23 protein-coding genes and 2 pseudogenes are annotated in these 22728 nt (G+C 68.7%); 14 read left to right on the forward strand and 11 right to left on the reverse strand.

All coding sequences use genetic code 11. The annotated features are described in order from the left end of the window. Window positions 1-60 precede the first annotated feature (60 nt). A complete protein-coding gene (gene gndA / locus MST3598_RS05695; RefSeq protein WP_029260545.1) occupies window positions 61-1515 on the reverse strand; it encodes an NADP-dependent phosphogluconate dehydrogenase in 1455 nt (484 codons plus the stop codon). A gap of 56 nt (window positions 1516-1571) precedes the next feature. Then, a complete protein-coding gene (locus MST3598_RS05700) occupies window positions 1572-2462 on the reverse strand; it encodes an NAD(P)-dependent oxidoreductase (RefSeq protein ID WP_029260546.1) in 891 nt (296 codons plus the stop codon). A gap of 99 nt (window positions 2463-2561) precedes the next feature. Between MST3598_RS05700 and MST3598_RS05705 the strand changes: the two genes are divergently transcribed. The 7 genes and pseudogenes from MST3598_RS05705 to MST3598_RS05735 all read left to right on the forward strand — a co-directional run bounded on the left by MST3598_RS05705 (window position 2562) and on the right by MST3598_RS05735 (window position 9082). Further along, window positions 2562-3620, forward strand: a complete 1059-nt coding sequence (locus MST3598_RS05705; protein ID WP_029260547.1) for a D-2-hydroxyacid dehydrogenase — start codon at window positions 2562-2564, stop codon at window positions 3618-3620. A 54-nt stretch (window positions 3621-3674) separates the two neighbouring features. Beyond that, window positions 3675-4463: an IclR family transcriptional regulator gene (locus MST3598_RS05710; protein WP_029260548.1), complete on the forward strand. Its 789-nt coding sequence runs from the start codon at window positions 3675-3677 to the stop codon at window positions 4461-4463. Window positions 4464-4609: 146 nt separating this feature from the next. Next, window positions 4610-6027, forward strand: a pseudogene (locus MST3598_RS05715) (MFS transporter). Then, on the forward strand, window positions 6024-6809 hold the full coding sequence (locus MST3598_RS05720) for an SDR family oxidoreductase (protein WP_029260550.1): 786 nt from the start codon (window positions 6024-6026) through the stop codon (window positions 6807-6809). The pseudogene MST3598_RS05715 and the gene MST3598_RS05720 overlap by 4 nt, the downstream one beginning before the upstream one ends. Then, window positions 6809-7540 (forward strand): fumarylacetoacetate hydrolase family protein, encoded by a 732-nt coding sequence (locus tag MST3598_RS05725; RefSeq protein ID WP_029260551.1) that lies wholly within the window; start codon window positions 6809-6811, stop codon window positions 7538-7540. The genes MST3598_RS05720 and MST3598_RS05725 overlap by 1 nt, the downstream gene beginning before the upstream one ends. Window positions 7541-7556: 16 nt before the next feature. Beyond that, window positions 7557-8594 (forward strand): zinc-binding dehydrogenase, encoded by a 1038-nt coding sequence (locus MST3598_RS05730; protein WP_029260552.1) that lies wholly within the window; start codon window positions 7557-7559, stop codon window positions 8592-8594. Then, complete coding sequence (locus MST3598_RS05735) at window positions 8591-9082, forward strand: gluconokinase (protein ID WP_029260553.1); 492 nt, start codon at window positions 8591-8593, stop codon at window positions 9080-9082. Before MST3598_RS05730 ends, MST3598_RS05735 begins: the two co-directional genes overlap by 4 nt. Before the next feature lie 43 nt (window positions 9083-9125). On the opposite strand, the gene MST3598_RS18755 is transcribed toward MST3598_RS05735, so the two are convergent. Then, window positions 9126-9251, reverse strand: coding sequence for a hypothetical protein (locus MST3598_RS18755; RefSeq protein ID WP_017828452.1), 126 nt, complete (start codon window positions 9249-9251; stop codon window positions 9126-9128). 224 nt (window positions 9252-9475) lie between these two features. Here MST3598_RS18755 and MST3598_RS05740 point away from each other — a divergent pair, with 224 nt between their 5' ends. Both MST3598_RS05740 and pth read left to right on the forward strand, forming a co-directional pair. Beyond that, complete coding sequence (locus tag MST3598_RS05740) at window positions 9476-10090, forward strand: 50S ribosomal protein L25/general stress protein Ctc (RefSeq protein ID WP_021199722.1); 615 nt, start codon at window positions 9476-9478, stop codon at window positions 10088-10090. Window positions 10091-10188: 98 nt separating this feature from the next. Continuing rightward, complete coding sequence (pth, locus tag MST3598_RS05745; protein ID WP_021199721.1) at window positions 10189-10770, forward strand: aminoacyl-tRNA hydrolase; 582 nt, start codon at window positions 10189-10191, stop codon at window positions 10768-10770. A 27-nt stretch (window positions 10771-10797) separates the two neighbouring features. Here the strand turns inward: pth and MST3598_RS05750 are convergent, their stop codons facing one another. After that, on the reverse strand, window positions 10798-11460 hold the full coding sequence (locus MST3598_RS05750; RefSeq protein WP_231494493.1) for a hypothetical protein: 663 nt from the start codon (window positions 11458-11460) through the stop codon (window positions 10798-10800). 21 nt (window positions 11461-11481) lie between these two features. Then, window positions 11482-12486: a tryptophan--tRNA ligase gene (gene trpS, locus MST3598_RS05755; RefSeq protein WP_081859695.1), complete on the reverse strand. Its 1005-nt coding sequence runs from the start codon at window positions 12484-12486 to the stop codon at window positions 11482-11484. A 45-nt stretch (window positions 12487-12531) separates the two neighbouring features. Here trpS and MST3598_RS05760 point away from each other — a divergent pair, with 45 nt between their 5' ends. The 3 genes from MST3598_RS05760 to MST3598_RS05770 are packed head-to-tail and all read left to right on the forward strand — an operon-like array spanning window position 12532 to window position 14488. Beyond that, window positions 12532-13173, forward strand: coding sequence for a hypothetical protein (locus MST3598_RS05760; protein WP_081860201.1), 642 nt, complete (start codon window positions 12532-12534; stop codon window positions 13171-13173). Then, window positions 13170-13853, forward strand: a complete 684-nt coding sequence (locus tag MST3598_RS05765) for a DUF4166 domain-containing protein (protein ID WP_029260557.1) — start codon at window positions 13170-13172, stop codon at window positions 13851-13853. The genes MST3598_RS05760 and MST3598_RS05765 overlap by 4 nt, the downstream gene beginning before the upstream one ends. Beyond that, window positions 13850-14488, forward strand: coding sequence for a DUF4166 domain-containing protein (locus MST3598_RS05770; RefSeq protein ID WP_051671218.1), 639 nt, complete (start codon window positions 13850-13852; stop codon window positions 14486-14488). Before MST3598_RS05765 ends, MST3598_RS05770 begins: the two co-directional genes overlap by 4 nt. Here the strand turns inward: MST3598_RS05770 and MST3598_RS05775 are convergent. The 6 genes and pseudogenes from MST3598_RS05775 to sdhC form a co-directional block, all read right to left on the reverse strand. Continuing rightward, the gene (locus MST3598_RS05775) at window positions 14482-15321 is read right to left on the reverse strand and encodes an exodeoxyribonuclease III (protein WP_029260559.1); all 840 of its coding nucleotides are present in this window, start codon (window positions 15319-15321) and stop codon (window positions 14482-14484) included. The genes MST3598_RS05770 and MST3598_RS05775 overlap by 7 nt on opposite strands. 10 nt (window positions 15322-15331) lie before the next feature. Beyond that, complete coding sequence (locus tag MST3598_RS05780; protein ID WP_096359480.1) at window positions 15332-16537, reverse strand: YihY/virulence factor BrkB family protein; 1206 nt, start codon at window positions 16535-16537, stop codon at window positions 15332-15334. Window positions 16538-16643: 106 nt separating this feature from the next. Further along, window positions 16644-17411 (reverse strand): succinate dehydrogenase iron-sulfur subunit, encoded by a 768-nt coding sequence (locus tag MST3598_RS05785; RefSeq protein WP_021199713.1) that lies wholly within the window; start codon window positions 17409-17411, stop codon window positions 16644-16646. Between the two features lie 2 nt (window positions 17412-17413). Beyond that, window positions 17414-19239: pseudogene (gene sdhA, locus MST3598_RS05790) on the reverse strand (succinate dehydrogenase flavoprotein subunit). A 17-nt stretch (window positions 19240-19256) separates the two neighbouring features. Continuing rightward, a complete protein-coding gene (locus tag MST3598_RS05795; protein WP_029260561.1) occupies window positions 19257-19706 on the reverse strand; it encodes a succinate dehydrogenase hydrophobic membrane anchor subunit in 450 nt (149 codons plus the stop codon). After that, the gene (sdhC, locus tag MST3598_RS05800) at window positions 19706-20140 is read right to left on the reverse strand and encodes a succinate dehydrogenase, cytochrome b556 subunit (protein ID WP_072591539.1); all 435 of its coding nucleotides are present in this window, start codon (window positions 20138-20140) and stop codon (window positions 19706-19708) included. Before sdhC ends, MST3598_RS05795 begins: the two co-directional genes overlap by 1 nt. A 183-nt stretch (window positions 20141-20323) precedes the next feature. On the opposite strand from sdhC, the gene MST3598_RS05805 reads away from it, so the two are divergent. Both MST3598_RS05805 and MST3598_RS05810 read left to right on the forward strand, forming a co-directional pair. Then, window positions 20324-21439 carry a mannose-1-phosphate guanylyltransferase gene (locus MST3598_RS05805; RefSeq protein WP_029260562.1) on the forward strand — a complete coding sequence of 372 codons (1116 nt, stop codon included), beginning with the start codon at window positions 20324-20326 and terminating at the stop codon, window positions 21437-21439. A 160-nt stretch (window positions 21440-21599) separates the two neighbouring features. After that, window positions 21600-22721 (forward strand): BMP family lipoprotein, encoded by a 1122-nt coding sequence (locus MST3598_RS05810; protein ID WP_021199708.1) that lies wholly within the window; start codon window positions 21600-21602, stop codon window positions 22719-22721. Window positions 22722-22728: the final 7 nt, after the last annotated feature.

Below are 22728 nucleotides of genomic sequence, written 5' to 3' on the forward strand. Positions count from 1 at the left end.
CCACCATGGTGCACGAAGGGCCGGGTACCGCGCGGTATCCGGCCCTTCGACGACGGGACGTCAGTGCGTGTCTTCCGCCTCGATCTCGGTGCGGTCGCCCGACCACAGCGTGTGGAACGTGCCCGGCTTGTCGATGCGCTTGTAGGTGTGCGCACCGAAGAAGTCGCGCTGTCCCTGCACGAGCGCGGCGGGGAGGCGGTCGGCGCGGATGCCGTCGTAGTACGACAGCGACGACGAGAACGCCGGAGCCGGGATGCCCGCCTGGGCCGCGGTCACGACGACGCGACGCCACGATGCCTGGCCACGCGTGAGCGCCTCGGCGAAGTACGGTGCGGTCATCAGCACGGGCAGGTCGGGGGTCGCCGCGTAGGCGTCGGCGATCCGGTTGAGGAACTGGGCGCGGATGATGCAACCGCCGCGCCAGATCTTCGAGATCGCGCCGAGGTCGATGTTCCAGCCGTACTCGGCCGCCCCCGCCCGGATCTCGTCGAAGCCCTGCGAGTAGGCCACGATCTTGGAGGCGTAGAGCGCCAGGCGCACATCCTCGATGAACTGCTCGGTGTCCTCGGTCGAGACCGTGAACTCCTCGTCGGGGCCGGGGAGGCCGCCGGCGACGGCGCGCTGCTCGGGGTGCGACGAGAGCGAGCGGGCGAAGGTCGCCTCGGCGATGCCGGAGACGGGGACACCGAGTGAGAGCGCGGTCTGCACGGTCCAGGCTCCGGTGCCCTTGGCGCCGGCCTGGTCGAGGATCACGTCGACGAGCGGCTTGCCGGTCTCGGCGTCGATCTGGCGGAGCACCTCTGCGGTGATCTCGATCAGGTACGACTCGAGCTCGCCCTTGTTCCACTCGGCGAAGATCTCGGCGATCTCGGCCGGCGACTTGCCCGTGCCACGGCGGATGAGGTCGTAGGCCTCGGCGATGAGCTGCATGTCGGCGTACTCGATGCCGTTGTGCACCATCTTGACGAAGTGCCCGGCGCCGTCGTGGCCGACGTGCGTGACGCACGGCTCGCCCTCGGCGATCGCGGCGATCGACTTCAGGATCGGTCCGAGCGTGACCCACGACTCGTCAGAGCCGCCGGGCATGATGGAGGGGCCGGTGAGGGCACCCTCCTCGCCGCCGGAGATGCCGGCGCCGACGAAGTTGATGCCGGTCTCGCGGACCGCCTTCTCGCGACGGATGGTGTCGGGGAAGTACGCGTTGCCGCCGTCGACGATGATGTCGCCCGGCTCGAACACCTCGACCAGCGCGTCGATCACCGCATCGGTCGGGCCGCCGGCCTTGACCATGATGATCGCGGTGCGCGGCTTCTGGAGCGAGTCGGCGAACTCCTGGTAGGTGTGGGCCGGGACGAATCCGGCCTCGGGGTGCTCGTCGAGGAGCGTCTGGGTCTTCTCGTAGCTGCGGTTGAAGATCGCCACCGTGTTTCCTTCGCGGCTGGCGAGGTTGCGGGCGAGGTTCGATCCCATGACGGCGAGTCCGACGACTCCGATGTTCGCTGATGCTTCGGGCACAGAAGGCTCCTCGATCGTGAAGAAGGGGTGGTTTCAGCGTATCGCTGTACGGGAGGTCAGTGGCCACCTGTGTCACGAGAGGCGATGAAGCGTCGTGACACCGCGATGTCGCGGTCCCCGAGCCCGGCGGCGACCAGTTCGTCGAAGGCCGCACGCAGGGTGGGCAGCAGGACGGGCGAGGTGCCGGTGGCTTCGGCGATGTCGGCCGCGAAGCCGAGGTCCTTCACCATGTACTGCGCGATGCCGCTGGGGGAGTCGTCGCCGGTGACGAGCTTCTCGCGACGACTGTCGAGCAGGCGCGAGCCGGCGTAGCCGCCCGAGAGCAGCGACCAGAGCGCATCGAGGTCGAGTCCGGAGCGCTCGGCCAGCACGGTGGCCTCGCCGAGCGCCATGATCGTCGCCGACACCACGAGCTGGTTGCAGGCCTTGGCGACCTCGCCGGCCCCGAGTGGTCCGAGCAGCACAGGGGTTCCGCAGGGCGCGAGCACCTCGGCGGCGACGGCGGCATCGTCCGGGTCGCCGCCGAGCATGATCGAGAGGGTCCCGGCGACCGCTCCGTCTTCCCCACCCGAGACCGGGCAGTCCACGATCCTGACCCTGCCGCCCGTCTGCGCTCCGACGCGGTCCGCGAGCGCACGGACGGCGGGAGCAGACGAGGTGGACCCGATGAGGATGAGCAGGTCTCCGGCGTCGGCGAGCAGCCCGTCGGGACCGTCGAGCATGGCTTCGAACGGGGGGAGGTCGGGCAGCATCATGAGCAGGACGTCTACTCTGGAGGCGAGCTCGCGTGGTGTCGGCGCCCACGAGGCGCCGGCGGCCAGCAGTTCCGGCTGCGGGCGGCGCGCATGGATGACGAGCCCCCCGCGGGCGGCGAGCAGGCGGTCGGCCATGGGGCGGCCCATGGCGCCGAGGCCCACGACGCCGACGGTGACGGATGAGATGCTCATGCGCACACGGTAGCAACAATCCAACAGATAGAACAGTGTCCAACAGGATGGAACTGGGCTAAGGTGAGGGATCCAGACTTCCCGAGGGAGGGGACCAGTATGACGGGGACCGAGAAGAAACTGCGCGCCGTCGTGGCGGTGCCGCTGCCGGAACGCCTGTGTCGACTGATCGAGGAACTCGAGCCTCGCCTCGAGGTGGTCCGCGATCACACGCTCGTGCCGCCTATGCGCGGACCGGCCGACTGGTCCGGCGACCCGGAGTACGTACGCACGCCGAGCGCGCAGCAGGCGTTCGATGAAATGATCGACTCCGCCGACGTGCTGTTCGGGATCCCCGACGTGGACGCCGCGGCGCTGGCCCGCACCGTGGCCGCGAACCCGCGTCTGCGCTGGGTCATGACGACTGCCGCCGGTGGCGGGGCCTCGGTCAAGGCCGCGGGTCTCGAACGGGCGCAGCTCGACCGCGTCGTGTTCACCACCAGTGCCGGTGTGCACGGGGGCCCGCTCGCGGAGTTCGCGGTGTTCGGTGTGATGGCGGGCACGAAGAACCTCCCGCGCCTGCTCGCCGATCAGGGGACGCGTACCTGGCCGGACCGCTGGGAGATGCGTCAGCTCGACGAGATGACGGTGCTGGTCGTCGGTCTGGGCGGCATCGGCACGGAGTGCGCGCGACGCTTCCATGCGCTCGGCGCACGGGTGTGGGGGACGACGCGCTCCGGGCAGCCGGTGGCGGGAGTGGATCGCCTGGTGCCGCTGGACGAGCTGACCGACGCGGTGGCCCACGTCGACGCGATCGTCGTCACCCTTCCGGGCACGGCGCAGACGCACCATCTGATCGGCGCCGACGTGTTCGATGCGGTCAAACCCGGCGCGATCATCACCAACGTCGGCCGCGGCACCGTGATCGACGAGAGTGCTCTGCTCGGTGCGCTCGACGACGGCCGCGTGGCCTTCGCCGCGCTCGACGTCTTCGAGCAGGAGCCCCTCGACGGTGCGTCGCCGCTGTGGTCGCATCCGAACGTGCTCGTGAGCCCGCACACCGCCGCCCTCAGCTCCAAGGAGGAGGAGCGGATCGCCCGTCGCTTCGCGGAGAACGCGGCGCGCCTGCTCGATGGCGAGCCGCTGACCGCCGTGGTCGATACGGTCGAGTTCTACTGATCGGCCCACAGGTGATCGAGCGCCTGTGGCTCCCCGCTGTCGGAAGGTGCGGCCATGGATGATGACACCCGCGAAGGGCGCGACCCCGCACCTGCCGTGACCCGCAGCATCCGCCTGCTCGGCATCCTCGCCGAGTCCGGGGGTCCACGAACGCTCACCGAGCTCGCGGGGGAACTCGGGCTGGCGAAGTCGTCGACGGCGAACCTCTGCCTGGCGCTCGAGGCCGGGGGCATGATCGATCGCACCCCGCAGGGCTATCGTCTCGGGGTGCGCACGGCCGAGCTCGGTGGTGCGTTCGCTGCCCAGTTCAACCAGGTGCGGGAGTTCTACAGCGTGTGCGAGGCCTCGCCGCAGCTCGCCTCCGAGCTGGTCCAGGTCGCGATGCTCGATGGCACCGATGCGCTGTATCTCGCGCGACATGAGGGGTCGCGCTCGCTCCGGCTGGGCACCCCGCTCGGCTCGCGGCTTCCGGCGCCGCTGTCGGCCACGGGGCGCGCGCTCCTGGCGGCGATGAGTGACGCGGAAGTAGTCGAGCTCCTCGGTGAGGATGCCGTCTTCCCGCAGCTCACCGAGCGGAGCGCGACGACCATGCCGGGGCTGCTGGAGGTGCTGGCGACCGCCCGTCGACGGGGCTGGGCGCTCGATGCCGAGGAGTCCTTCCGCGGCATCGTCGGCGTCGCGGTGCCCCTGGAAGGCTGGGCGCCGACGGACCCGCCGCTCGCGCTCGGTGTTGCGATCCGTGCCGCCGAGGCCGACTACGAGCGCATCGAGCGGGTGGGTGAGGCGCTGCGGGACGCCGCCGCCGCGCTGACGAACCCCTTCAGCTCAGCCGTTCGGCACTGACGCCCTCCTGCGCCCCATCGCGCCCGCAGGGCGCGGTAGTCCTTTTGCGTGCCTGCAGCGGGACGCGAAGTCGGTCCAAAGGGTTGAACGCAATCCAACGGGCTGGTACAGTCGGGGAGCGCCGCAGGCGAAGCCGATCGAAGGAGATGGCCGTGACAGACCCCCGCACCTCACCCCGAGCAGCGTCCGATGACCCGGAATACGCGGCGAACCTGCGCCGCGCGACCCTCGCGTCGAGCATCGGCAGCGCGCTGGAGTACTTCGATTTCGCGCTCTACGGCCTCTCCACGGCGCTGATCTTCAATGTGCTGTTCTTCCCGCAGGATGACCCGGCGATGGCGACGGTCGCCGCGTTCGCGACCTTCGGCGTCGGATTCCTCGCGCGTCCGTTCGGCGGCCTGTTCTTCGGCGTCCTGGGTGACAAGCTCGGGCGCAAGTGGGTCCTGGTCGCGACCATCGTGCTGATGGGCGGCGCCTCCACCGCGATCGGACTGCTGCCCACCTACGCGGCGATCGGTGTGTGGGCACCGATCCTGCTGGTGCTGATGCGGCTGCTGCAGGGTTTCGGAGCGGGTGCCGAGCAGGCGGGGGCGACGGTGCTGATGGCCGAGTATGCGCCGGTGAAGCGCCGGGGCTTCTTCTCGGCACTCCCGTTCGTCGGCATCCAGGCGGGCACACTGCTCGCCGCGGTGGTGTTCGGCCTGATCACGCTGCTCCCCGAGGACCAGCTGCTGAGCTGGGGATGGCGCGTGCCCTTCCTCGCCTCCTTCGCGCTGATCCTGCTCGCGCTGTTCATCCGGATGCGGCTGCGCGAGACGCCGACGTTCATCGAGCTCGAGAAGCACGAGCAGATCGCCGACCGCCCCATCAAGGAGATCTTCACCCACGGCCTGCCCGGCGTGATCGTCGGCGTGGGGCTGCGGATGGCCGAGAACGGCGGCTCGTACATGTTCCAGACGCTCGGTCTCGCCTTCTTCGTCACGGTCGTCGGCGACAACGCCGACAAGAGTCTGCTCACCTGGGGCGTCACCCTCGGCTCGCTGATCGGCGTCTTCTCGGTGCCGTTCACCGGCCACCTCTCCGACCGCTTCGGGCGCCGTACCGTCTACCGCTTCGGAGCGGTCTTCATGCTGGTCTACACGTTCCCCGCGTGGTGGCTGCTGTCGCTCGGGAACTACGCCGTGGCCATCGGTGTGATCGCGATCGGCATCGGCGTCGCCGTGAACAGCATGCTCGGACCGCAGTGCGCCATGCTTCCCGAGCTCTTCGGAAACCGTCACCGCTACCTGGGCGTGGCGATGGCCCGCGAGATCTCGGCTGTGCTCGCCGGTGGCCTCGCCGGTGTCCTCGGTGCCTACCTGATCGCGGTGAGCGACGGCAACTGGGTGCTCCTGGCCATCTACATGGCTGTGCTGGCCCTCATCACCACCGCGTCGACATTCCTCGCTCCCGAGACCCTCCGCCGTGACCTCACCCGTGTCGACGACGCGATCAAGGTCTCGCGCGGGAGGGCGGCGACGACGTGTTCGCCACCACGGTGTCGATCAAGGCCGTCGGACGATGACGGCGCTGCCGGCGGGACTCGCCGCTTTCGATCTGACCGGGCGCACGGCGCTCGTCACCGGATCGAGTCAGGGCATCGGCAGGACCCTCGCCGAGGGCCTCGCCGGTGCAGGAGCGACCGTCGTCGTGCACGGACGGGATGCCGCGAAGGCGCAGGCGGCGGCGGGAGTGATCGCACAGGGCACGGGAGCCGTCGTGCACAGCGTCGTCTTCGACGTGACCGAGGCGGCGGCGGTGGATGCCGGTATGGGCGAGGTGGAGCATCTGGTCGGCACTCCCGACATCCTCGTGAACAACGCCGGTGTCCAGCGCCGTGCGCCGATCGCCGAGTTCGCGGACGAGGATTGGGATGCCCTCGTGCAGACCAACCTCTCCAGCGTCTTCCACCTGTCGCGACGGGTCTCCGCCGGGATGATCGCGCGCGGCTCGGGCAAGATCATCCAGATCGGCAGTGTGCAGTCGCAGCTCGCCCGTCCCTCGATCGCGGCGTATGCGGCGACCAAGGGCGCGATCGTGATGTTCACGAAGGGGTTGTGCGCCGATCTCGCCCCGCACGGTATCCAGGCCAATGCGATCGCGCCCGGATACTTCGCCACCGAGCTCACGAAGGCTCTCGTCGCCGACGAGCCGTTCTCGGAGTGGGTGCGCGGACGCACGCCGGCCGGCCGGTGGGGAGACACCAGGGACCTCGTCGGCGCGCTGCTGTTCCTGGCGAGCGGCGCGAGCGACTTCGTCAACGGGCAGACGCTGTTCGTCGACGGCGGTATGACGGCGGTCGTCTGATGCGCCTCGGACGCGTCGCCACCACGGGAGGCCCCCGGTGGGTACGGCAGGCGGCCGACGGCTTGATCCCGGTGACGGATCCGTTCGTCGCCTTCGCCGACGGGCAGGAGCCGGAGGATGCCGGGCCGCGCATCGAAGGCACGGTCATCGCGCCGGTGGATCCGCTGGTGATCGTCGGCATAGCCCAGAACGGACCCGCCCACGTCTCTCCCGTGCAGGCGTGGCTCAAGAGCCCGCGGACGGTGACCGCCGGCGGTGTCGACGTCGTCCTGCGCCGCGATGCGGGCGGCCAGGTCGCCGAGGGGGAGATCGCGGTCGTGATCGGCCGCCCGACCCGGGGGCTGACCGCGCAGACCGCGCACGAGTACGTGCTCGGGGTCACTGCGGTGAACGACCTCTCGAGTCCGGAGCGCGCGGCGTTCGATCCGCGAAATTTCGAATCGAAGTCGGGGGAGGGGTACACGCCGCTCGGCCCCTGGATCGACACCGCAGCCGGGATCGACGATGTGCGCCTCCAGGTGGAGGTCGACGGACGCCCGGTCGCCGAGACCGGAAGCCGGCAGTTGCCGATGTCGATCCGCGACTGCCTCGCCTACGTGGCCGCGTGGTCGCCGCTCGGCCCGGGCGATGTCGTCATGACGGGTGCTCCGCACTCGCAGGCGCCCGTGGGGCCGGGGCAGATCGTGACCGTCAGAGTGGCGGGGATCGAGTTGGTCACGGCTTTCGTGTGACCGAGGAAGGAGCGCGGTGAACAACCTCGCCGTGGTGGCGCACGCCGCCGAAGACCTGCGGATCGAAGACATCGGCGCCCCGGCGCCCCGATCGGACGAGGCCGTCGTGGGCATCGCCTACGGGGGCATCTGCGGATCCGACCTCCACTACTGGCAGCACGGCGCGGCCGGTGCATCCGTGCTGCGCGAGCCGATGATCCTCGGGCACGAGGTGTCCGGGGTCGTGGCCGTCGCTGCGGCCGACGGCACGGGACCGGCCGTCGGCACCCCCGTGGCCGTCCATCCGCTCACCGCGCACGGCGACGGTCGCACGCCCTGGCCCCCCGAGCATCCGAATCTCGCACCGGCCTCGACGTATCTCGGGTCGGCGATGCACCTGCCGCACACGCAGGGAGCCTTCGCGCGGCGCGTGGCGCTCCCTGCGCGCATGCTGTATCCGCTTCCTTCCGGCCTCGACCTGCAGACGGCGGCGCTGGCAGAGCCCGCCGCCGTCGCCTGGCACGGGGTGCAGAGGGCGGGGGATGTGCGCGACCGGCGAGTGGTCGTGATCGGCGCCGGACCCATCGGTCAGCTCGTCGCCGCCGTCGCCCAGCGTGCCGGCGCGTCCTCCGTGACCGTCACCGACCTGCAGCAGCGGCCGAGGGAGATCGCCGAGGCGCGCGGGATCCGAGCCATCGATGCGCGGGCCGAGACCGAGATCTCCGAGCTGTATGCCGATGTCGTGATCGAGTCGAGCGGAACGGTTCCGGGGCTCGACGCCGCCGTCTCCGCTGCTGTCCGCGGGGGCACGGTGGTGATGCTGGGGCTCCAGCGCGGGGGCGCGGTTCCCGCGCCGATGGCCACGGCGATCACTCGCGAGCTCACGCTGCGGGGGTCCTTCCGCTTCGGCGCGGAGTTCGGCGAGGTCATCGCCGCCCTCGCCGATGGCAGCCTCGACGTGCGCGGTATCATCAGCCAGGTGGTGCCTGTGGACGACGCGCTCGACGCGTTCGCACTGGCCGCCGACCCCGCGAGTTCCTGCAAGGTGCTCGTCGACTTCGGCCGGGAGGCATGAGCGTGCGCGTCGTCGTGATGGGCCCGAGCGGTTCGGGCAAGTCGACCGTGGGTGCGTTCCTTGCCGAGAGTCTCGGTGCGCGCTTCATCGACGGCGATGATCTGCATCCGGCCGCGAACGTCCGCAAGATGGCGGCCGGGGTGCCTCTGGACGACACGGATCGGCTGCCCTGGCTCCGTCTGGTCGGCGAGACGCTGCAGAGTGAGGACCGCGTCGTCGTGGCGTGCTCGGCGCTCAAGCGCGTCTATCGCGACGTCATCCGGACCGGAGCGCCCGAGACGTTCTTCGCCGAACTCGCGATCGGTCGCGCGGTGCTCGAGGAGCGGGTGCGGCTGCGGGCCGATCACTTCATGCCGGCGGCGCTCCTGGACTCGCAGCTTCAGACGCTCGAATCGCTCGAGGCCGATGAGGCCGGAATCCGGGTGGACGAGTCGGCGGACGTCCGGACCGCGGCTGCCGTCATCGCCGAAGCGGCACAGCGGCGCTGAGAGTTCAAACCAGAGCGTGCGGAGACGGCTCTGCGACCGGCGGTCAGTCCTTGCGGTATCCCGAGCGTCCCATCGCGAACAGCGCGATGAACGAGGTGACGGCTGCGCACACGGTCATGGCGCCGATCAGCCAGAGGAGTGCGTGCGAGAGGAAGGCGCCGTCGAGCATGGGGGTTCTCCGTGTTCTGCAGAAAAAGGACCGGTGTCCTCAGCCTATCGGGTCATCCGGTACCATTGAGGCTGTACCTCGGCGAGGGATGCTTCTGCGCGTGCGCGAACATCCGTTATCGACGCGGCGAAGCAAGCCCGGTGGCTTTCCTCCTGCGTCAGCGAGTTCGAAAATTCCAAGACCACCGCGCGGCGCCTTCGCTGCGTGCCCCGAAGGAGAACCCCATGTCTGAAGACACCAAGGTCCAGGCCGAGCTCCGCGAGAGCTTCGGCAAGGGCTTCGCCCGCCGCCTCCGCGCCGCCGGCAAGATCCCCGCCGTCATCTACGGCCACGGCACCGAGCCGGTGCACGTCGCGCTGCCGGGCCACCAGGTCTCGCTCATCATCCGTCGCGCCAACGCGCTTCTCGAGCTCGACATCGAGGGCAAGGGCCAGCTCGCCCTCGTCAAGGACGTCCAGCGCGACCCGGTGCACCAGATCATCGAGCACATCGACCTGCTCGTCGTGAAGAAGGGCGAGAAGGTCGCCATCGACGTCCCGATCGTCGTCACGGGCGAGTCCGCTGCCGGCACCATCGTCAACCTCGACGCGACCACGCTGTCGATCGAGGCAGAGGCCACGCACATCCCGCAGAACATCGAGGTCTCCGTCGAGGGCCTGGAAGAGGGCGCGCACATCACCGGCGCCGACGTGAAGCTCCCCAAGGGCTCCACGCTGCTCTCCGATCCCGAGGTCCTCGTCGTGGCGATCTCGGTCCCGGCTGCACCCACCGAGGATGACGAAGAGGCCGCCGAGGCCGGCGAGGCCACCGAGGCTGCCGAAGAGGCCGCCGCGGAGTGACCTCCGACTGATTCATCACAGAGGGGACGCGATCCGATCGCGTCCCCTCTGTCGTATCCTGACCGGGGCTGCGCACCCGGCGGGGAGAGGACGACGACATGGCATCGACCTGGCTCGTGGTGGGGCTCGGCAACCCCGGCCCGCGATACGAGGCCACGCGACACAACATCGGGCAGATGGTGGTCGACGAGCTGGCATCGCGGCGCGGCGAAGCCTTCCGTGAGCACAAGGGCGGAGCCCGCGTCGTCGAGACGTGGGTGCGCCCCGGCGCGGACAAGCTCGTGCTGGCCAAGCCGAACACCTTCATGAACGTCTCGGGGACCCCGGTGGCGGCGCTGGCCCGGTTCTACTCGGTGCCGCCAGAGCAGGTGATCGTGGTACACGATGAACTCGACATCCCGTTCGACACGGTCAAGCTCAAGACCGGGGGAGGACACGGCGGACACAACGGTGTCCGTGATGTCGCACGGGCGCTGAGCACTGCCGACTTTCCGCGTGTGCGGGTGGGCATCGGACGTCCGGTCGGGCGTCAGGATCCCGCGGACTGGGTGCTCGCCCCGTTCGGCAAGGAAGAGCGGCCGAACCTGCCGATCCTCATCGCGGACGCCGCCGACGCGGTCGAGCTGCTGGTCGACGAAGGCCTTCTCGCGGCACAGCAGAAGCACCACGCGCCGCGCTGAGACGGCCGCTGCGGGGTCGTGGCCCGGTCAGGCCGTATAGGTCGACAGGCCCGTCGCAGCGCCCGCGGTCAGCGCGACGACCAGGGCGATGAAGAAGATCACCGACGCCAGGACCGCGACCACGAGAGCGGCGATTCCTGCGCCGCGGCCACGCTTCTTGGCGATCGCGACGATACCGAGCACGATCGCTGCGATGCCGACGAGGGTCCCGAGCCAGAAGGAGAGCTCCGCCCAGAGCACCTGGTCCCGTACCGGGGTGAGCACGCGGAGGTCGTCGGCGGTGACCGATGCGCCGTTCGGGAGGAACCGACCGATCTCGAACGCGCTGATGCCCACGACGATCGCCGGCACCACCGCCGCGACGAGCGCGAGAACCAGCGCAAGTGTTCCGAAGAGTCCGGAGGTGGACGGTGTCGCGGCGTCGGGCACCTGATAGGCGCCGGCCGGGGTCGCGTAGCCGCCGACAGGCACCTGGTAGGCCCCGGGAGGGGCTGCCGGATACCCGGGCGCGGGCGTTGCCGGAGGATACGGGGCACCCGCCGGGGGATACGCGGGAGCTGCAGGGGGATACGCGGGAGCTGCCGGAGGGTACCCGGGGGCGGTCGGCGGCGGGAACGCGCCGGTCGCGGGCGACGCAGACGGGTCGGAGGGCACGGCACCGGGCGGGGGAGGCAGCTGCGGATCAGTCACGCCCCCATCCTAAGGCGAGGCTCAGACGCGCCGGAGCAGACCCACCCGGTCGTACACGTCGGAGAGGGTCGCGTCGGCGACGGCGTCAGCGCGCGCGGCGTTCTCCGCCAGGATGCGATCGAGCTCGGCAGGATCGTCGAGCAGCTCGAGGGCCCTGGCACGCACCGGCTCGAACTCGTTCACGACGACCTCGGCAAGACCCTTCTTGAAGTCGCCGTAACCGCGACCCGCGTATTCGTCCTCGATCGCGGCGACCTGGCGCCCGGTGAGGGCCGCGTAGATCGTGAGCAGGTTCGAGACGCCGGGCTTGTTCTCGCGGTCGAACCGCACCGATCCCTCGTTGTCGGTCACCGCACGCATGATCTTCTTCGCCGACTTCGCCGGGTCGTCGAGCATCCACAGCACGCCGGCATCGCTTTCGGCCGACTTCGACATCTTCGACGTCGGGTTCTGCAGGTCGTAGATGCGCGCGGTCTCCTTCTGGATGACCGGCATCGGCACGGTGAAGGTCTCGCCGAAGCGCGAGTTGAAGCGCTCGGCGAGGTCGCGCGTGAGCTCGACGTGCTGCTTCTGGTCGTCACCCACCGGCACCACGTCGGTCTGGTACAGCAGGATGTCGGCGGCCATCAGCACCGGGTACGTGAACAGTCCGACGCTGGTCGAGTCCGCGCCATACCGGGAGGACTTGTCCTTGAACTGGGTCATCCGGCCGGCCTCGCCGAAGCCCGTGATCGTGCTGAGGATCCACGCGAGCTCAGCGTGTGCTCGCACGTGCGACTGCACGTACAGCGTCGACAGCGACGGCTCGATGCCGGCCGCGATGTACTGGGCGGCCGTGCGACGCGTCTTCTCGCGGAGCTCGGCCGGATCCTGCGCGACCGTGATCGCGTGCAGGTCGACGACGGAGAAGAACGCGTCGTAGGAGCTCTGCAGGTCCCGCCACTGGAGCAGCGCGCCGATGTAGTTGCCGATCTGGAGGGAGTCGGCGGAGGGCTGCATTCCGGAGTAAAGGCGAGGTTTCGTCACGGAGTCAATCCTATGGGGTGCGTGCCGTGCCCCTACGATGGGCGCATGGCCTCCGTATCCCCGCGCTCACGGTCGCGAGGGGATCGGGCCCTCTATGTCGAGATCCTCATCGTCGCGCCCCTCGACGAGGTGTGGCGGCTGACGCAGGATCCGGCCTCGCACGTGCGCTGGGATGCGCGTTTCAGCGACATCGTGCCGCAGCGCACCCGAGCAGACGGTGCGCAGGACTTCCGCTACGAGCTCGATCTCGTGGTGCACACGATCCGCGGGACCGGCGTATCGCACGCCACGAAGGAGAGCTCCACGGGAGAGCGCACCTCCGCGCTGCTCTTCGACACCGACGACGCGCTCTCGCCGCTCGGAACCGGGCGCGGCTACTGGCGCTACGTGCCGACGGAGAAGGGCGTGCGATTCCTCACCGGCTACGACTACGCACCGGGATGGGGATGGCTGGGACGCGTTCTCGATCCGCTGGTGACCCGACGGTTCGTCTGGTGGCTCACCGCCCGCAGCTTCGATCGTCTCCGGTTGTGGGCCGAACTGGGCATACCTCCGGAGGAGACCAGCGGCTGGCGGTCGCTCCGGCGCGGGTACCGACCACGCGCACGCAACTGCCTCTCGCGCCCCCGGCGCACCGGGCGGACCATCATGGAGGACGCACCGGTATCCCTCGAGGAGATCGCATGACGACCGGGACCGGGATCTTCGAGCGCGCACTGGGAGACGACTTCGCGCGCCTCCATCCGCAGCTGCAGCGCCGCTTCGGGGTCGGCGTGGACGCCGGATACGGCTGCATCGGACGCGGGGTGATGTCCGAGGTCCGGCGAGGCCCGTGGTGGACCCTGCCTTTCCTGCTGATCGGCACGTTCCGCAACATCCTGTTCCCCGAGCGGGGGCGGGATGTGCCGTTCCGGATCGACAACCTGGCCTACGTCGACGACTTCGGTCGCGAGACCGTGACCTTCGTGCGGACGATGGACGTGCGCCCCGGCCGCCGCCGCCGATTCGACGCGACCATGATCTACAGCGACGCACGTCGACGGGTGGTCGACTATCTGGGTACGCACCAGCACCTGGCCGTCGACCTCGATCTGGCCGTCACCGACGACGGCGGGCTCCTGCTCACCTCGGGCGCACAGCGCTTCTACGAGGGGCCCATCGCCTTCCGCTTCCCGATGCTCTTCAGCGGGCGTGCTCGGCTCATCGAGCGCTACGACGACGAGCAGGAGCGGTATCTGATCGACCTCGAGATCCACAACGATGTCTTCGGGTTCCTGTTCGGCTACCGCGGTGCCTTCACCTGCGAGTTCGTCGGCGGACCGGCTCCGGAGACCGTCAAGCCGTACCGCGAGGAGATCCGCGAGTGACCGCGCGCGGAGCCGCCTTTCTCGAAGCGCTGGGGGAGGAGGCGGAGAGGCTTCATCCCGAGATCCTGGCGCAGATGCGCGTCGAGGCGAGGAACGACGGAGCCGAGGGGATCTTCGCGGTCGCCGGCAGCCGGTTCGGGCGCCTCGCCGCCCTCGCGTCGCCCCTCGTCGGGCCGCGGCTGCTCGTCACGCGGTTCGGCCGCGACGTGCCCTTCCGGATCGATACCGTGTCCGGTCGATCGCCCTCGGGACGGCCGACGCTCGACACGGTCCGTGAGTTCCGTTTCGCCGACACGACACAGCACGTCGTCGACCGGCTCTTCGCGACGGGACATCCCGGCCTCGTCCAGAATGCGCTGGGGTCGAGGGGGCGGGTCGAGATGCTCGAGGAGTGCTCGGTGACCGACGACGGTGCGCTGCGTATGCGCACGCGGGCCGTCGCGCTGCGTCTCGGCCGATGCAGGATCGCGTTGCGCGGGATTCTCCGCATCGACGTCGATCTCGTCGACGGCTGGGACGACACCCACGACCGACGCACCATCGAGATGCGCGCGACGAGTCCCGTGCTCGGGACCGTCCTGGAGTACCGGGGATGGTACCGCTACGCGGATGCCACCCTCGGCGCCGCTCAGTAGCGGTAGTCGACGACGACGGGCGCGTGGTCGCTCCAGCGCTGGTCATAGGCCGCAGCGCGTGCGACGTGGTAGGTCTCCACACGCTCGGCGAGTGCAGGCGTCGCCAGGTGGTAGTCGATGCGCCACCCGGAGTCGTTGTCGAACGCCTGCCCGCGCATCGACCACCAGGTGTACGGCCCGTCGACCTCGCCGTGGAACTTCCGCCCCACGTCGATCCAGCCGAGGCCGGTGCCCACCGTGCCGTCGACACCGGAGACCTCCGCGCCGGCCTCGCCGAGGAACCGATCGAAATACGCGCGCTCGCGGGGAAGGAAACCGGCCTTCTTGCGGTTGCCTCGCCAGTTCTTGATGTCGAGCTCGCGGTGTCCGACGTTCAGGTCGCCGGTCACGAGGGCGAGGGCGCCTTCGGCGCCGAGTTCAGCGAGCCGCGTGCCGAACGCGTCGAGGAACTTCCACTTCTCATCCTGCTTCGGGGTGTCGGCCTCGCCGGAGTGCACGTAGGCGCTCACCACGGTCAGCGGACGGTCGCCGATCAGGTAGTCGGCCTCGATCCATCGCCCCTTGGAGTCGAAGTCGTCGGGGCCGAAGGCGGTGCGCGAGGCCAGCGCAGGCGTGCGACTGGCGATGGCGACTCCGGCACGTCCCTTCGCGGTGGCCTCGTCGTGGACGAATGACCAGCCGGGGAGCGCGGCCTCGAGATGCTCGTCCTGTCCGCGCACCTCTTGCAGCGTGAGGATGTCGACTCCGGCGTCGTCGAGCCAGGAGCTCATCCCGTTGCGAGCCGCCGCTCGGATTCCGTTGACATTGACCGTGGCGATACGCAGATGAGGCATGGTCACAAGCCTAACGAGCGCTGCCGACATCCCGTCCCGGTCGGTGCAGTTCGGAGAGCAGACGCTGGGCGAGCGGCGTGCTCGGATCGGGCGGCGGGGGAGGAGAGGCTTCGAGGTCGGCGAGCTCCTGCTCCGCATCGCGCACGGCCTTCGCCGCGCTCCACGCGCGGTACCAGGGCGCGGCTTCACGTGCGGCATGGGCTTCGCGCACGCGGATGCGCGCGGCCGTCAGCAGGGCCTGATACTCCGCCATGCGGCGCTCGGCCTCGGTCAGCGTGAGGAGGGGCAGGTCGCGGTCCTGTGCAGCGACCGCGATCCAGGAGGAGGCCACCAGCATCACCACGCCGTTGATGCGGAACCAGAGCAGCAGACCGATGAAGATCGCGAACGTCGCGAGCAACGGGTTGGACGGGGTGTAGCTGAGGAGGAACCCCGCACCGAACTGCAGGATCGTCATCGCGCCGCCGCCCAGGAGAGCGCCGGGCCAGATCGTCTGCCAGTGCAGGGAGGTCCCGGTGAGGAATCGGACCATCGCCGCCAGGGCGCCCGACATCAGCGCGAAGGAGACGATGACGGCGCCGATGCGGATGAGGATCACCCCGTTCGAGCTGGAGTCCCAGCCGAGCAGACCGAGGAACCAGCTCAGGATCGCGGCGCTCGCCGAGCTGAGGACCGAACCGGCCACCAGGGAAGCTCCGAAGATCACCGCCGCGAGCAGGTCGCGCGCCTTCAGGATCACGTAGCTGCGGCGATCGGGCGGCAGACCGAAGATGTCTCTGGTCGCACGACGCGAAAATGTGACCCAGCCGATCGCGGTCCAGACCACGGTGCCGAGCGCGATCAGACCGGTGACGCTCAGCACTCCGGTGGTGCTCGCCGCGATGTCCTTCACCTGATCGGGCGTGACCACACCACCCTCGGGAAGGATCAGATTGGGGATGTAGCTGTTGATCATCGCGATGAGGGCGTCGACGGCTTCATCGCTGCCGCCGAGCCAGAGTCCGGCGATCGCGAAGGCCAGGTAGATCGCGGCGAAGATCGCGAAGAGGGCCTGGTAGCTCACGCCCGCGGCGAGGAGGAATCCGTTGTGCTGCAGGAAGTGGCGCCAGACGCGCACGGTGAACAGCCCGAGGGTGCGCTGCGTCAGCGCGGTCGCGCGCTCGACGGCCGCATCGAGGCGACCGGGGTCGGTCGCAGAGCCATCGGGTTCGGACACCTCCCCACCCTATCCAAGAGCGGAACGGGCGTGAGCAGGGCAGGAACGCAGAACAGGCGGCCCCGGAAGGGGACCGCCTGTTCTCGCGTTGTTGCCTGTCGCGGCGTCAGGGGCGACCGCGGAGCACGGCCTGCTTGACCTCGGCGATCGCCTTGGTCACCTCGATGCCACGGGGGCAGGCCTCGGAGCAGTTGAAGGTGGTGCGGCAGCGCCACACGCCTTCCTTGTCGTTGAGGATGTCGAGGCGGACAGCCGCGTTGTCGTCACGGGAGTCGAAGATGAAGCGGTGCGCGTTGACGATCGCCGCTGGCCCGAAGTACTGGCCGTCGGTCCAGAACACGGGGCACGACGAGGTGCACGCGGCGCACAGGATGCACTTGGTGGTGTCGTCGAAGATCTCGCGGTCGGCGATGGACTGGACGCGCTCCTTGCCCTTCTCCGGGACGGAGCTGGCGACGAGGAACGGCTGCACCTCGCGGTACGACGCGAAGAACGGCTCCATGTCGACGACGAGGTCCTTCTCGAGCGGCAGACCCTTGATCGCCTCGACGTAGATCGGCTTCGAGATGTCGAGGTCCTTGATCAGCGTCTTGCAGGCCAGGCGGTTGCGGCCGTTGATGCGCATGGCGTCGGAGCCGCAGATGCCGTGGGCACACGAGCGCCGGAAGGTGAGCGAGCCGTCGACCTCCCACTTGATCTTGTGCAGGGCGTCGAGCACACGGTCGGTGGAGTAGAGCTCCACGTCGTAGTCGACCCAGTGCGGCTCGGAGTCGACCTCCGGGTTGAACCGGCGAATGTTGAACGTGACGATGAAGGACTGGATGCCGGTCTCTTCGGTCGTATCGGCAGGTGCCTCTGCGATGGCGGTCGACATGCTCAGTACTTCCTCTCCATCGGCGGGTAGTTGAACTCGCCCTGATCGTTCTTCGTGAAGACGACCGGCTTCCAGTCGAGCTTGATGTGGTCGCTCGGCGTGGAGGAGTGCGGATCACCGGTCAGGTAAGCCATGGTGTGCTTCATGTACTTCTCGTCGTTGCGCTTCGGGAAGTCGTCGCGCATGTGGCCGCCGCGGCTCTCCTCGCGGTTCTGCGCGGCGTAGACGACGACCTCGGCGATGTCGAGGAGGAAGCCCAGCTCGACGGCTTCGAGCAGATCGGTGTTGAACCGCTGACCCTTGTCGTCGACGTGCACGTTCTTGTAGCGCTCACGCAGCTCGGCGATGACGCCGAGCACGTGCTGGAGGGAGTCGTGCGTGCGGAACACCTGCGCACCCTTATCCATCTCGTCCTGCAGCGTCTTGCGCAGGACGGCGATGCGCTCGGTGCCCTGGTTGTTGCGCAGGTCCTCGAGCATGCCCGACACGAACCCGGCGGGGTTCTCGGGGAGGGGGACGAACTCGGCGGTCTTGACGTACTCGACGGCGTTGCGGCCGGCGCGCTTGCCGAAGACGTTGATGTCGAGCAGCGAGTTGGTGCCGAGGCGGTTGGCGCCGTGCACCGAGACGCATGCGCACTCGCCCGCGGCGTAGAGGCCGGGGACGACGGTGGTGTTGTCCGCGAGGACCTCGCCGTCGTTGTTGGTCGGGATGCCGCCCATCGCGTAGTGCGCGGTGGGCATCACGGGCACGGGCTCGACGACCGGGTCGACACCGAGGTACGTGCGGGCGAACTCGGTGATGTCGGGGAGCTTGGTCTCGAGCACCTCGGCGCCCAGGTGCGTGCAGTCGAGCAGCACGTAGTCCTTGTGGGGGCCGGCGCCGCGCCCGTCCAGGACCTCCTGCACCATGCAGCGCGCGACGATGTCACGCGGGGCGAGGTCCTTGATGGTGGGGGCGTAGCGCTCCATGAAGCGCTCGCCGGAGGCGTTGCGCAGGATCGCGCCTTCGCCTCGTGCGCCCTCGGTCAGGAGGATGCCGAGACCGGCGAGCCCGGTCGGGTGGAACTGGAAGAACTCCAGGTCCTCGAGGGGAGTCCCTTGCGCCACACGATGCCGACGCCGTCACCCGTGAGGGTGTGCGCGTTCGAGGTGGTCTTGAAGATCTTGCCGAAGCCGCCGGTCGCGAAGATCACGGCCTTGGCCTGGAAGACGTGCAGCTCGCCGGTGGCCAGGTCATATGCGACGACGCCGGAGACCTGGGTCTTGCCGTCGGCGTCCTTCACCGTCAGCAGGTCGAGCACGTAGAACTCGTTGAAGAAGTTGATGCCGAGCTTGACGCAGTTCTGGAACAGCGTCTGCAGGATCATGTGGCCGGTGCGGTCGGCGGCGTAGCAGGCCCGGCGGACCGGGGTCTTGCCGTGCTCGGCCGTGTGTCCGCCGAAGCGACGCTGGTCGATCTTTCCCTCGGGCGTGCGGTTGAACGGGAGGCCCATGTTCTCGAGGTCGATGACCGCGTCGATGGCCTCCTTCGCGAGGATCTCGGCGGCGTCCTGGTCGACGAGGTAGTCGCCGCCCTTCACGGTGTCGAAGGTGTGCCACTCCCAGGAGTCCTCTTCGACGTTCGCGAGGGCTGCCGCCATGCCGCCCTGCGCCGCACCGGTGTGCGAGCGCGTGGGGTACAGCTTGGAGATCACCGCGGTCTTCGCGCCAGGGCCCGCTTCGATGGCGGCACGCATGCCCGCTCCACCGGCTCCCACGATCACGATGTCGAACTGGTGGTAGTGCACGCCGTCACGGACGACGGAATCCTGCGTCTCGGTAGTCACTTCTCGTATGCCTTCTTCTAGTTCCCGACGATCGCGGCGCATTCGGACCAGAGGACGCTGTCCTCGGTCACACCCAGGCACGGGTCGAACGTGAAGACCACGAGCGTGCCGAGGATGATGAGCAGGCCGGCGGCCAGCCCGAGCGCCCAGACCAGCGCCTTGCGCGCCGTGCTGTTCGTCACGTAGTCGTTCACGATGGTGCGCATGCCGTTGGCGCCGTGGATGAGTGCGAGCCACAGCATCAGCACATCCCACCACTGCCAGAACGGCGTGGCGAACTTGCCCGCGATGAACGCGAAATCGAGGGCGTGGATGCCTTCGCCGACCATGAGGTTGACGAACAGGTGACCGAAGATCAGCACGACGAGCACGACGCCCGAGACGCGCATGAAGATCCAGCCCCACTTCTCGAGATTGACGCCGCGGCGGCGACGAGCCGGGGCGGCGGCGATGGTCTGTGCAGACATCAGTGTCCCCCTCCGAATCCGGCGAACGCGAGCATCAGGTGGCGGGGCACGAAGCCGGCCATGATGATGCCCCACACCAGCAGGACGCCCCAGAACAGCTGGCGCTGGTACTTGGCGCCCTTCGACCAGAAGTCGACGGCGATGATGCGCAGGCCGTTCATCGCGTGGAACACGATGCCGGCGACGAGCACGACCTCACCGAGGGCCATGATCGGGTTCTTGTATGTCCCGATGACGGCGTTGTACGCCTCCGGTGACACCCTGATCAGCGCCGTGTCGAGCACGTGCACCAACAGGAAGAAGAAGATGGCGACTCCGGTGATGCGGTGAAGCACCCACGACCACATGCCTTCGCGACCCCGGTAGAGGGTGCCGCGGGGGGTCTTGGACGTGGTTTCCGAAATCGACGGTGTCAAGCGGGCGCTTGTGGACACGGTCGTCCTCCCTGGATCGATGTGACTCGGTCGCGTGCGCTGCGCTTGTCCAAGTGTGAGCCTGTCGAAGTGTCAGGCACGCCCGATCGGTGACCATCCTATTCCTGTCAGATCACTGGGAGCGACGAAGGGGAGCCTAAGTGTCTCGATGTCGAGATGATCGCTGCGGCTACCCTGGGCAGGGTGAGCACACCCATCGAGGACTTTTACGCAGTGATCCCCGCCGGCGGCATCGGCAGCAGGCTGTGGCCGCTCTCTCGTGCGGATGCACCGAAGTTCCTGCATGACCTGACGGGATCCGGACACTCCTTGCTGCGCGACACCTGGGATCGGCTCGTGCCGCTCGCCGGTGCGGATCGGATCGCCGTGGTCACCGGCCGGGCTCACCGGGCGGCCGTCGAGGCGGAGTTGCCGGGGATCCCCGACCTGAACGTGTTCCTGGAGTCGGAGCCGCGCGAGTCGGCAGCCGCGATCGGGCTCGCCGCGGCCATCCTGCACCGTCGCAATCCCGACGTGATCATCGGCTCCTTCAGCGCGGACCACGTGATCCGCGGCACCCGGGTGTTCGAGTTCGCCGTGCGCGATGCGGTCGAGGTGGCGCGTGAGGGCTACATCTGCACGATCGGCATCACGCCGACCGAGCCGGCGATCGGCTTCGGCTACATCAAGATGGGACCCGAGCTCGTCGTCGACGGTGCGCGTGAGGCCGCACTGGTGGAGAGCTTCGTGGAGAAGCCCGACCTCGAGACCGCCAAGGCGTACATCGCCGACCGCGGCTACCTCTGGAACGCGGGCATGTTCATCGCCAAGGCCGGTGTGCTGCTGGAAGAGCTGGCCGTGAACGAGCCTGAGCTGCACGCGGGACTGCTCGAACTCGCCGAGGCCTGGGACGATCGCGACCGTCGTGGCCCCGCGGTCGATCGGATCTGGCCGCGACTGAAGAAGATCGCCATCGACTACGCCGTCGCCGAGCCCGCCGCCCGACGGGGACGCCTCGCCGTGGTCCCCGGTCACTTCGACTGGGACGACGTGGGGGACTTCGCGTCGCTGACGAAGCTCATCACCAACGGTCGCAAGAACGACCTCGCCGTGCTCGGCCCGAACGCGCGGGTGCTCACGGATGGTGCGAGTGGGATCCTCGTCAGTCAGACGTCCCGCGTCATCAGCCTGGTGGGGGTGCAGGACATCGTCGTGGTCGACACCCCCGACGCGCTGCTGGTCACGACGGTGCAGAATGCGCAGCGGGTGAAGAGCGTCGTCGAGTCGCTCAAGCTCACCGGTCGCGGGGACGTGCTCTGACGTCTGCTCCGATGAGCAGGCGGGGACGCTCATCGGCTGTCTTGATTTCAGCTTGGTAACCATTGGCCAGCACGTGCGGCACGGGCGTGCACAAAAGCCGAAACAGTAGGTAACTTTGATCGATCCGCGATGGCCGCGGTTTCGTTGAGGGAGGCATCAGTTGACCATCTCCACCACCAAGAAGCTGCTCGGCGTCACCGTCGCCGCTGGCGTCGTCTTCGCACTCGCCGGTTGCGGCCAGGCTCCGACAGACAAGCCCGCCGGCTCCGGCGAGCCGGTTGCCTCCGACTTCCTTCCCTGCCTCGTCTCCGACGCCGGCGGATGGAACGACAAGTCGTTCAACCAGTCCGCCAAGGAGGGCATGGACAGCGCCGCCAAGGAGCTGGACATCAAGCCGCTCGAGTTCGAGTCGGCCAATGACAACGACTACGCGCCGAACCTCGAGACCGCGGTCTCGGAGGGCTGCTCGCTCATCGTCTCGGTCGGCTTCAAGCTGTCGGCCGCCACGGTCGAGTCGGCTCTCGCGAACCCCGACATCGACTACGCGATCATCGACGACTGGGCCGACAACGACTTCGACGGCAACGTCGATGCTCCCAACATCAAGCCCCTGGTCTTCGACACGGCTCAGGCCGCGTACCTCGGTGGCTACGCTGCCGCGTCCTGGTCCGCGCAGAGCGGCGTGAACAAGGTCGGCACCTTCGGCGGAATGCAGATTCCGTCGGTCGCCGTGTTCATGGACGGCTACCAGCTCGGTGTCGAGAAGTACAACGAGGACAAGTCCGCTGCGGTCGAGGTCTTCGGCTGGGACGAGGCCACGCAGAAGGGCTCGTTCACGGGCGGCTTCGACGCGAACGACACCGCCAAGCAGACCGCACAGGGTGTGCTCGACCAGGGCGTCGACGTCATCCTCCCGGTCGGCGGCCCCGTCTACCAGAGTGCGGCTGCGGCGATCGCCGACAGCGGCAAGGACACCCTGATGCTCGGTGTCGACAGCGACCTCGCCGTCGCCGACCCGAGTGTCGCCGGCATCACGCTCGTCTCGATCATGAAGGCGATCGACGTCGCCGTGAAGGACGCGACCATGGCCGCGGCCCAGGGCGAGTTCGACCCGGCCCCGTACGTGGGCACGCTCGAGAACGAGGGCGTCAAGCTCTCCGGCTTCGGCGACTTCGAGTCGAAGCTCCCGGAAGGTCTGACCGACGAGCTCAAGACTCTGCAGGAGCAGATCATCTCGGGCGACATCAAGGTGGAGTCCCCGAACTCCCCGACCTCCAAGTAAATCCGTC

This window comes from Microbacterium sp. TPU 3598 (assembly GCF_002356155.1).
Classification (GTDB): domain Bacteria; phylum Actinomycetota; class Actinomycetes; order Actinomycetales; family Microbacteriaceae; genus Microbacterium; species Microbacterium maritypicum_A.

What these genes read in the sequence shown, in the direction of transcription:
- MST3598_RS05785 (WP_021199713.1), bottom strand. Translation starts at nt 17,411, where the DNA reads ATGTCGACCGCCATCGCAGAGGCACCTGCCGATACGACCGAAGAGACC.
- MST3598_RS05740 (WP_021199722.1), top strand. Translation starts at nt 9,476, where the DNA reads ATGTCTGAAGACACCAAGGTCCAGGCCGAGCTCCGCGAGAGCTTCGGC.
- MST3598_RS05775 (WP_029260559.1), bottom strand. Translation starts at nt 15,321, where the DNA reads ATGCCTCATCTGCGTATCGCCACGGTCAATGTCAACGGAATCCGAGCG.
- MST3598_RS05705 (WP_029260547.1), top strand. Translation starts at nt 2,562, where the DNA reads ATGACGGGGACCGAGAAGAAACTGCGCGCCGTCGTGGCGGTGCCGCTG.
- MST3598_RS05720 (WP_029260550.1), top strand. Translation starts at nt 6,024, where the DNA reads ATGACGGCGCTGCCGGCGGGACTCGCCGCTTTCGATCTGACCGGGCGC.
- pth (WP_021199721.1), top strand. Translation starts at nt 10,189, where the DNA reads ATGGCATCGACCTGGCTCGTGGTGGGGCTCGGCAACCCCGGCCCGCGA.
- MST3598_RS05700 (WP_029260546.1), bottom strand. Translation starts at nt 2,462, where the DNA reads ATGAGCATCTCATCCGTCACCGTCGGCGTCGTGGGCCTCGGCGCCATG.
- MST3598_RS05735 (WP_029260553.1), top strand. Translation starts at nt 8,591, where the DNA reads ATGAGCGTGCGCGTCGTCGTGATGGGCCCGAGCGGTTCGGGCAAGTCG.
- MST3598_RS18755 (WP_017828452.1), bottom strand. Translation starts at nt 9,251, where the DNA reads ATGCTCGACGGCGCCTTCCTCTCGCACGCACTCCTCTGGCTGATCGGC.
- MST3598_RS05760 (WP_081860201.1), top strand. Translation starts at nt 12,532, where the DNA reads ATGGCCTCCGTATCCCCGCGCTCACGGTCGCGAGGGGATCGGGCCCTC.
- MST3598_RS05765 (WP_029260557.1), top strand. Translation starts at nt 13,170, where the DNA reads ATGACGACCGGGACCGGGATCTTCGAGCGCGCACTGGGAGACGACTTC.
- MST3598_RS05795 (WP_029260561.1), bottom strand. Translation starts at nt 19,706, where the DNA reads ATGTCTGCACAGACCATCGCCGCCGCCCCGGCTCGTCGCCGCCGCGGC.
- MST3598_RS05725 (WP_029260551.1), top strand. Translation starts at nt 6,809, where the DNA reads ATGCGCCTCGGACGCGTCGCCACCACGGGAGGCCCCCGGTGGGTACGG.
- MST3598_RS05710 (WP_029260548.1), top strand. Translation starts at nt 3,675, where the DNA reads ATGGATGATGACACCCGCGAAGGGCGCGACCCCGCACCTGCCGTGACC.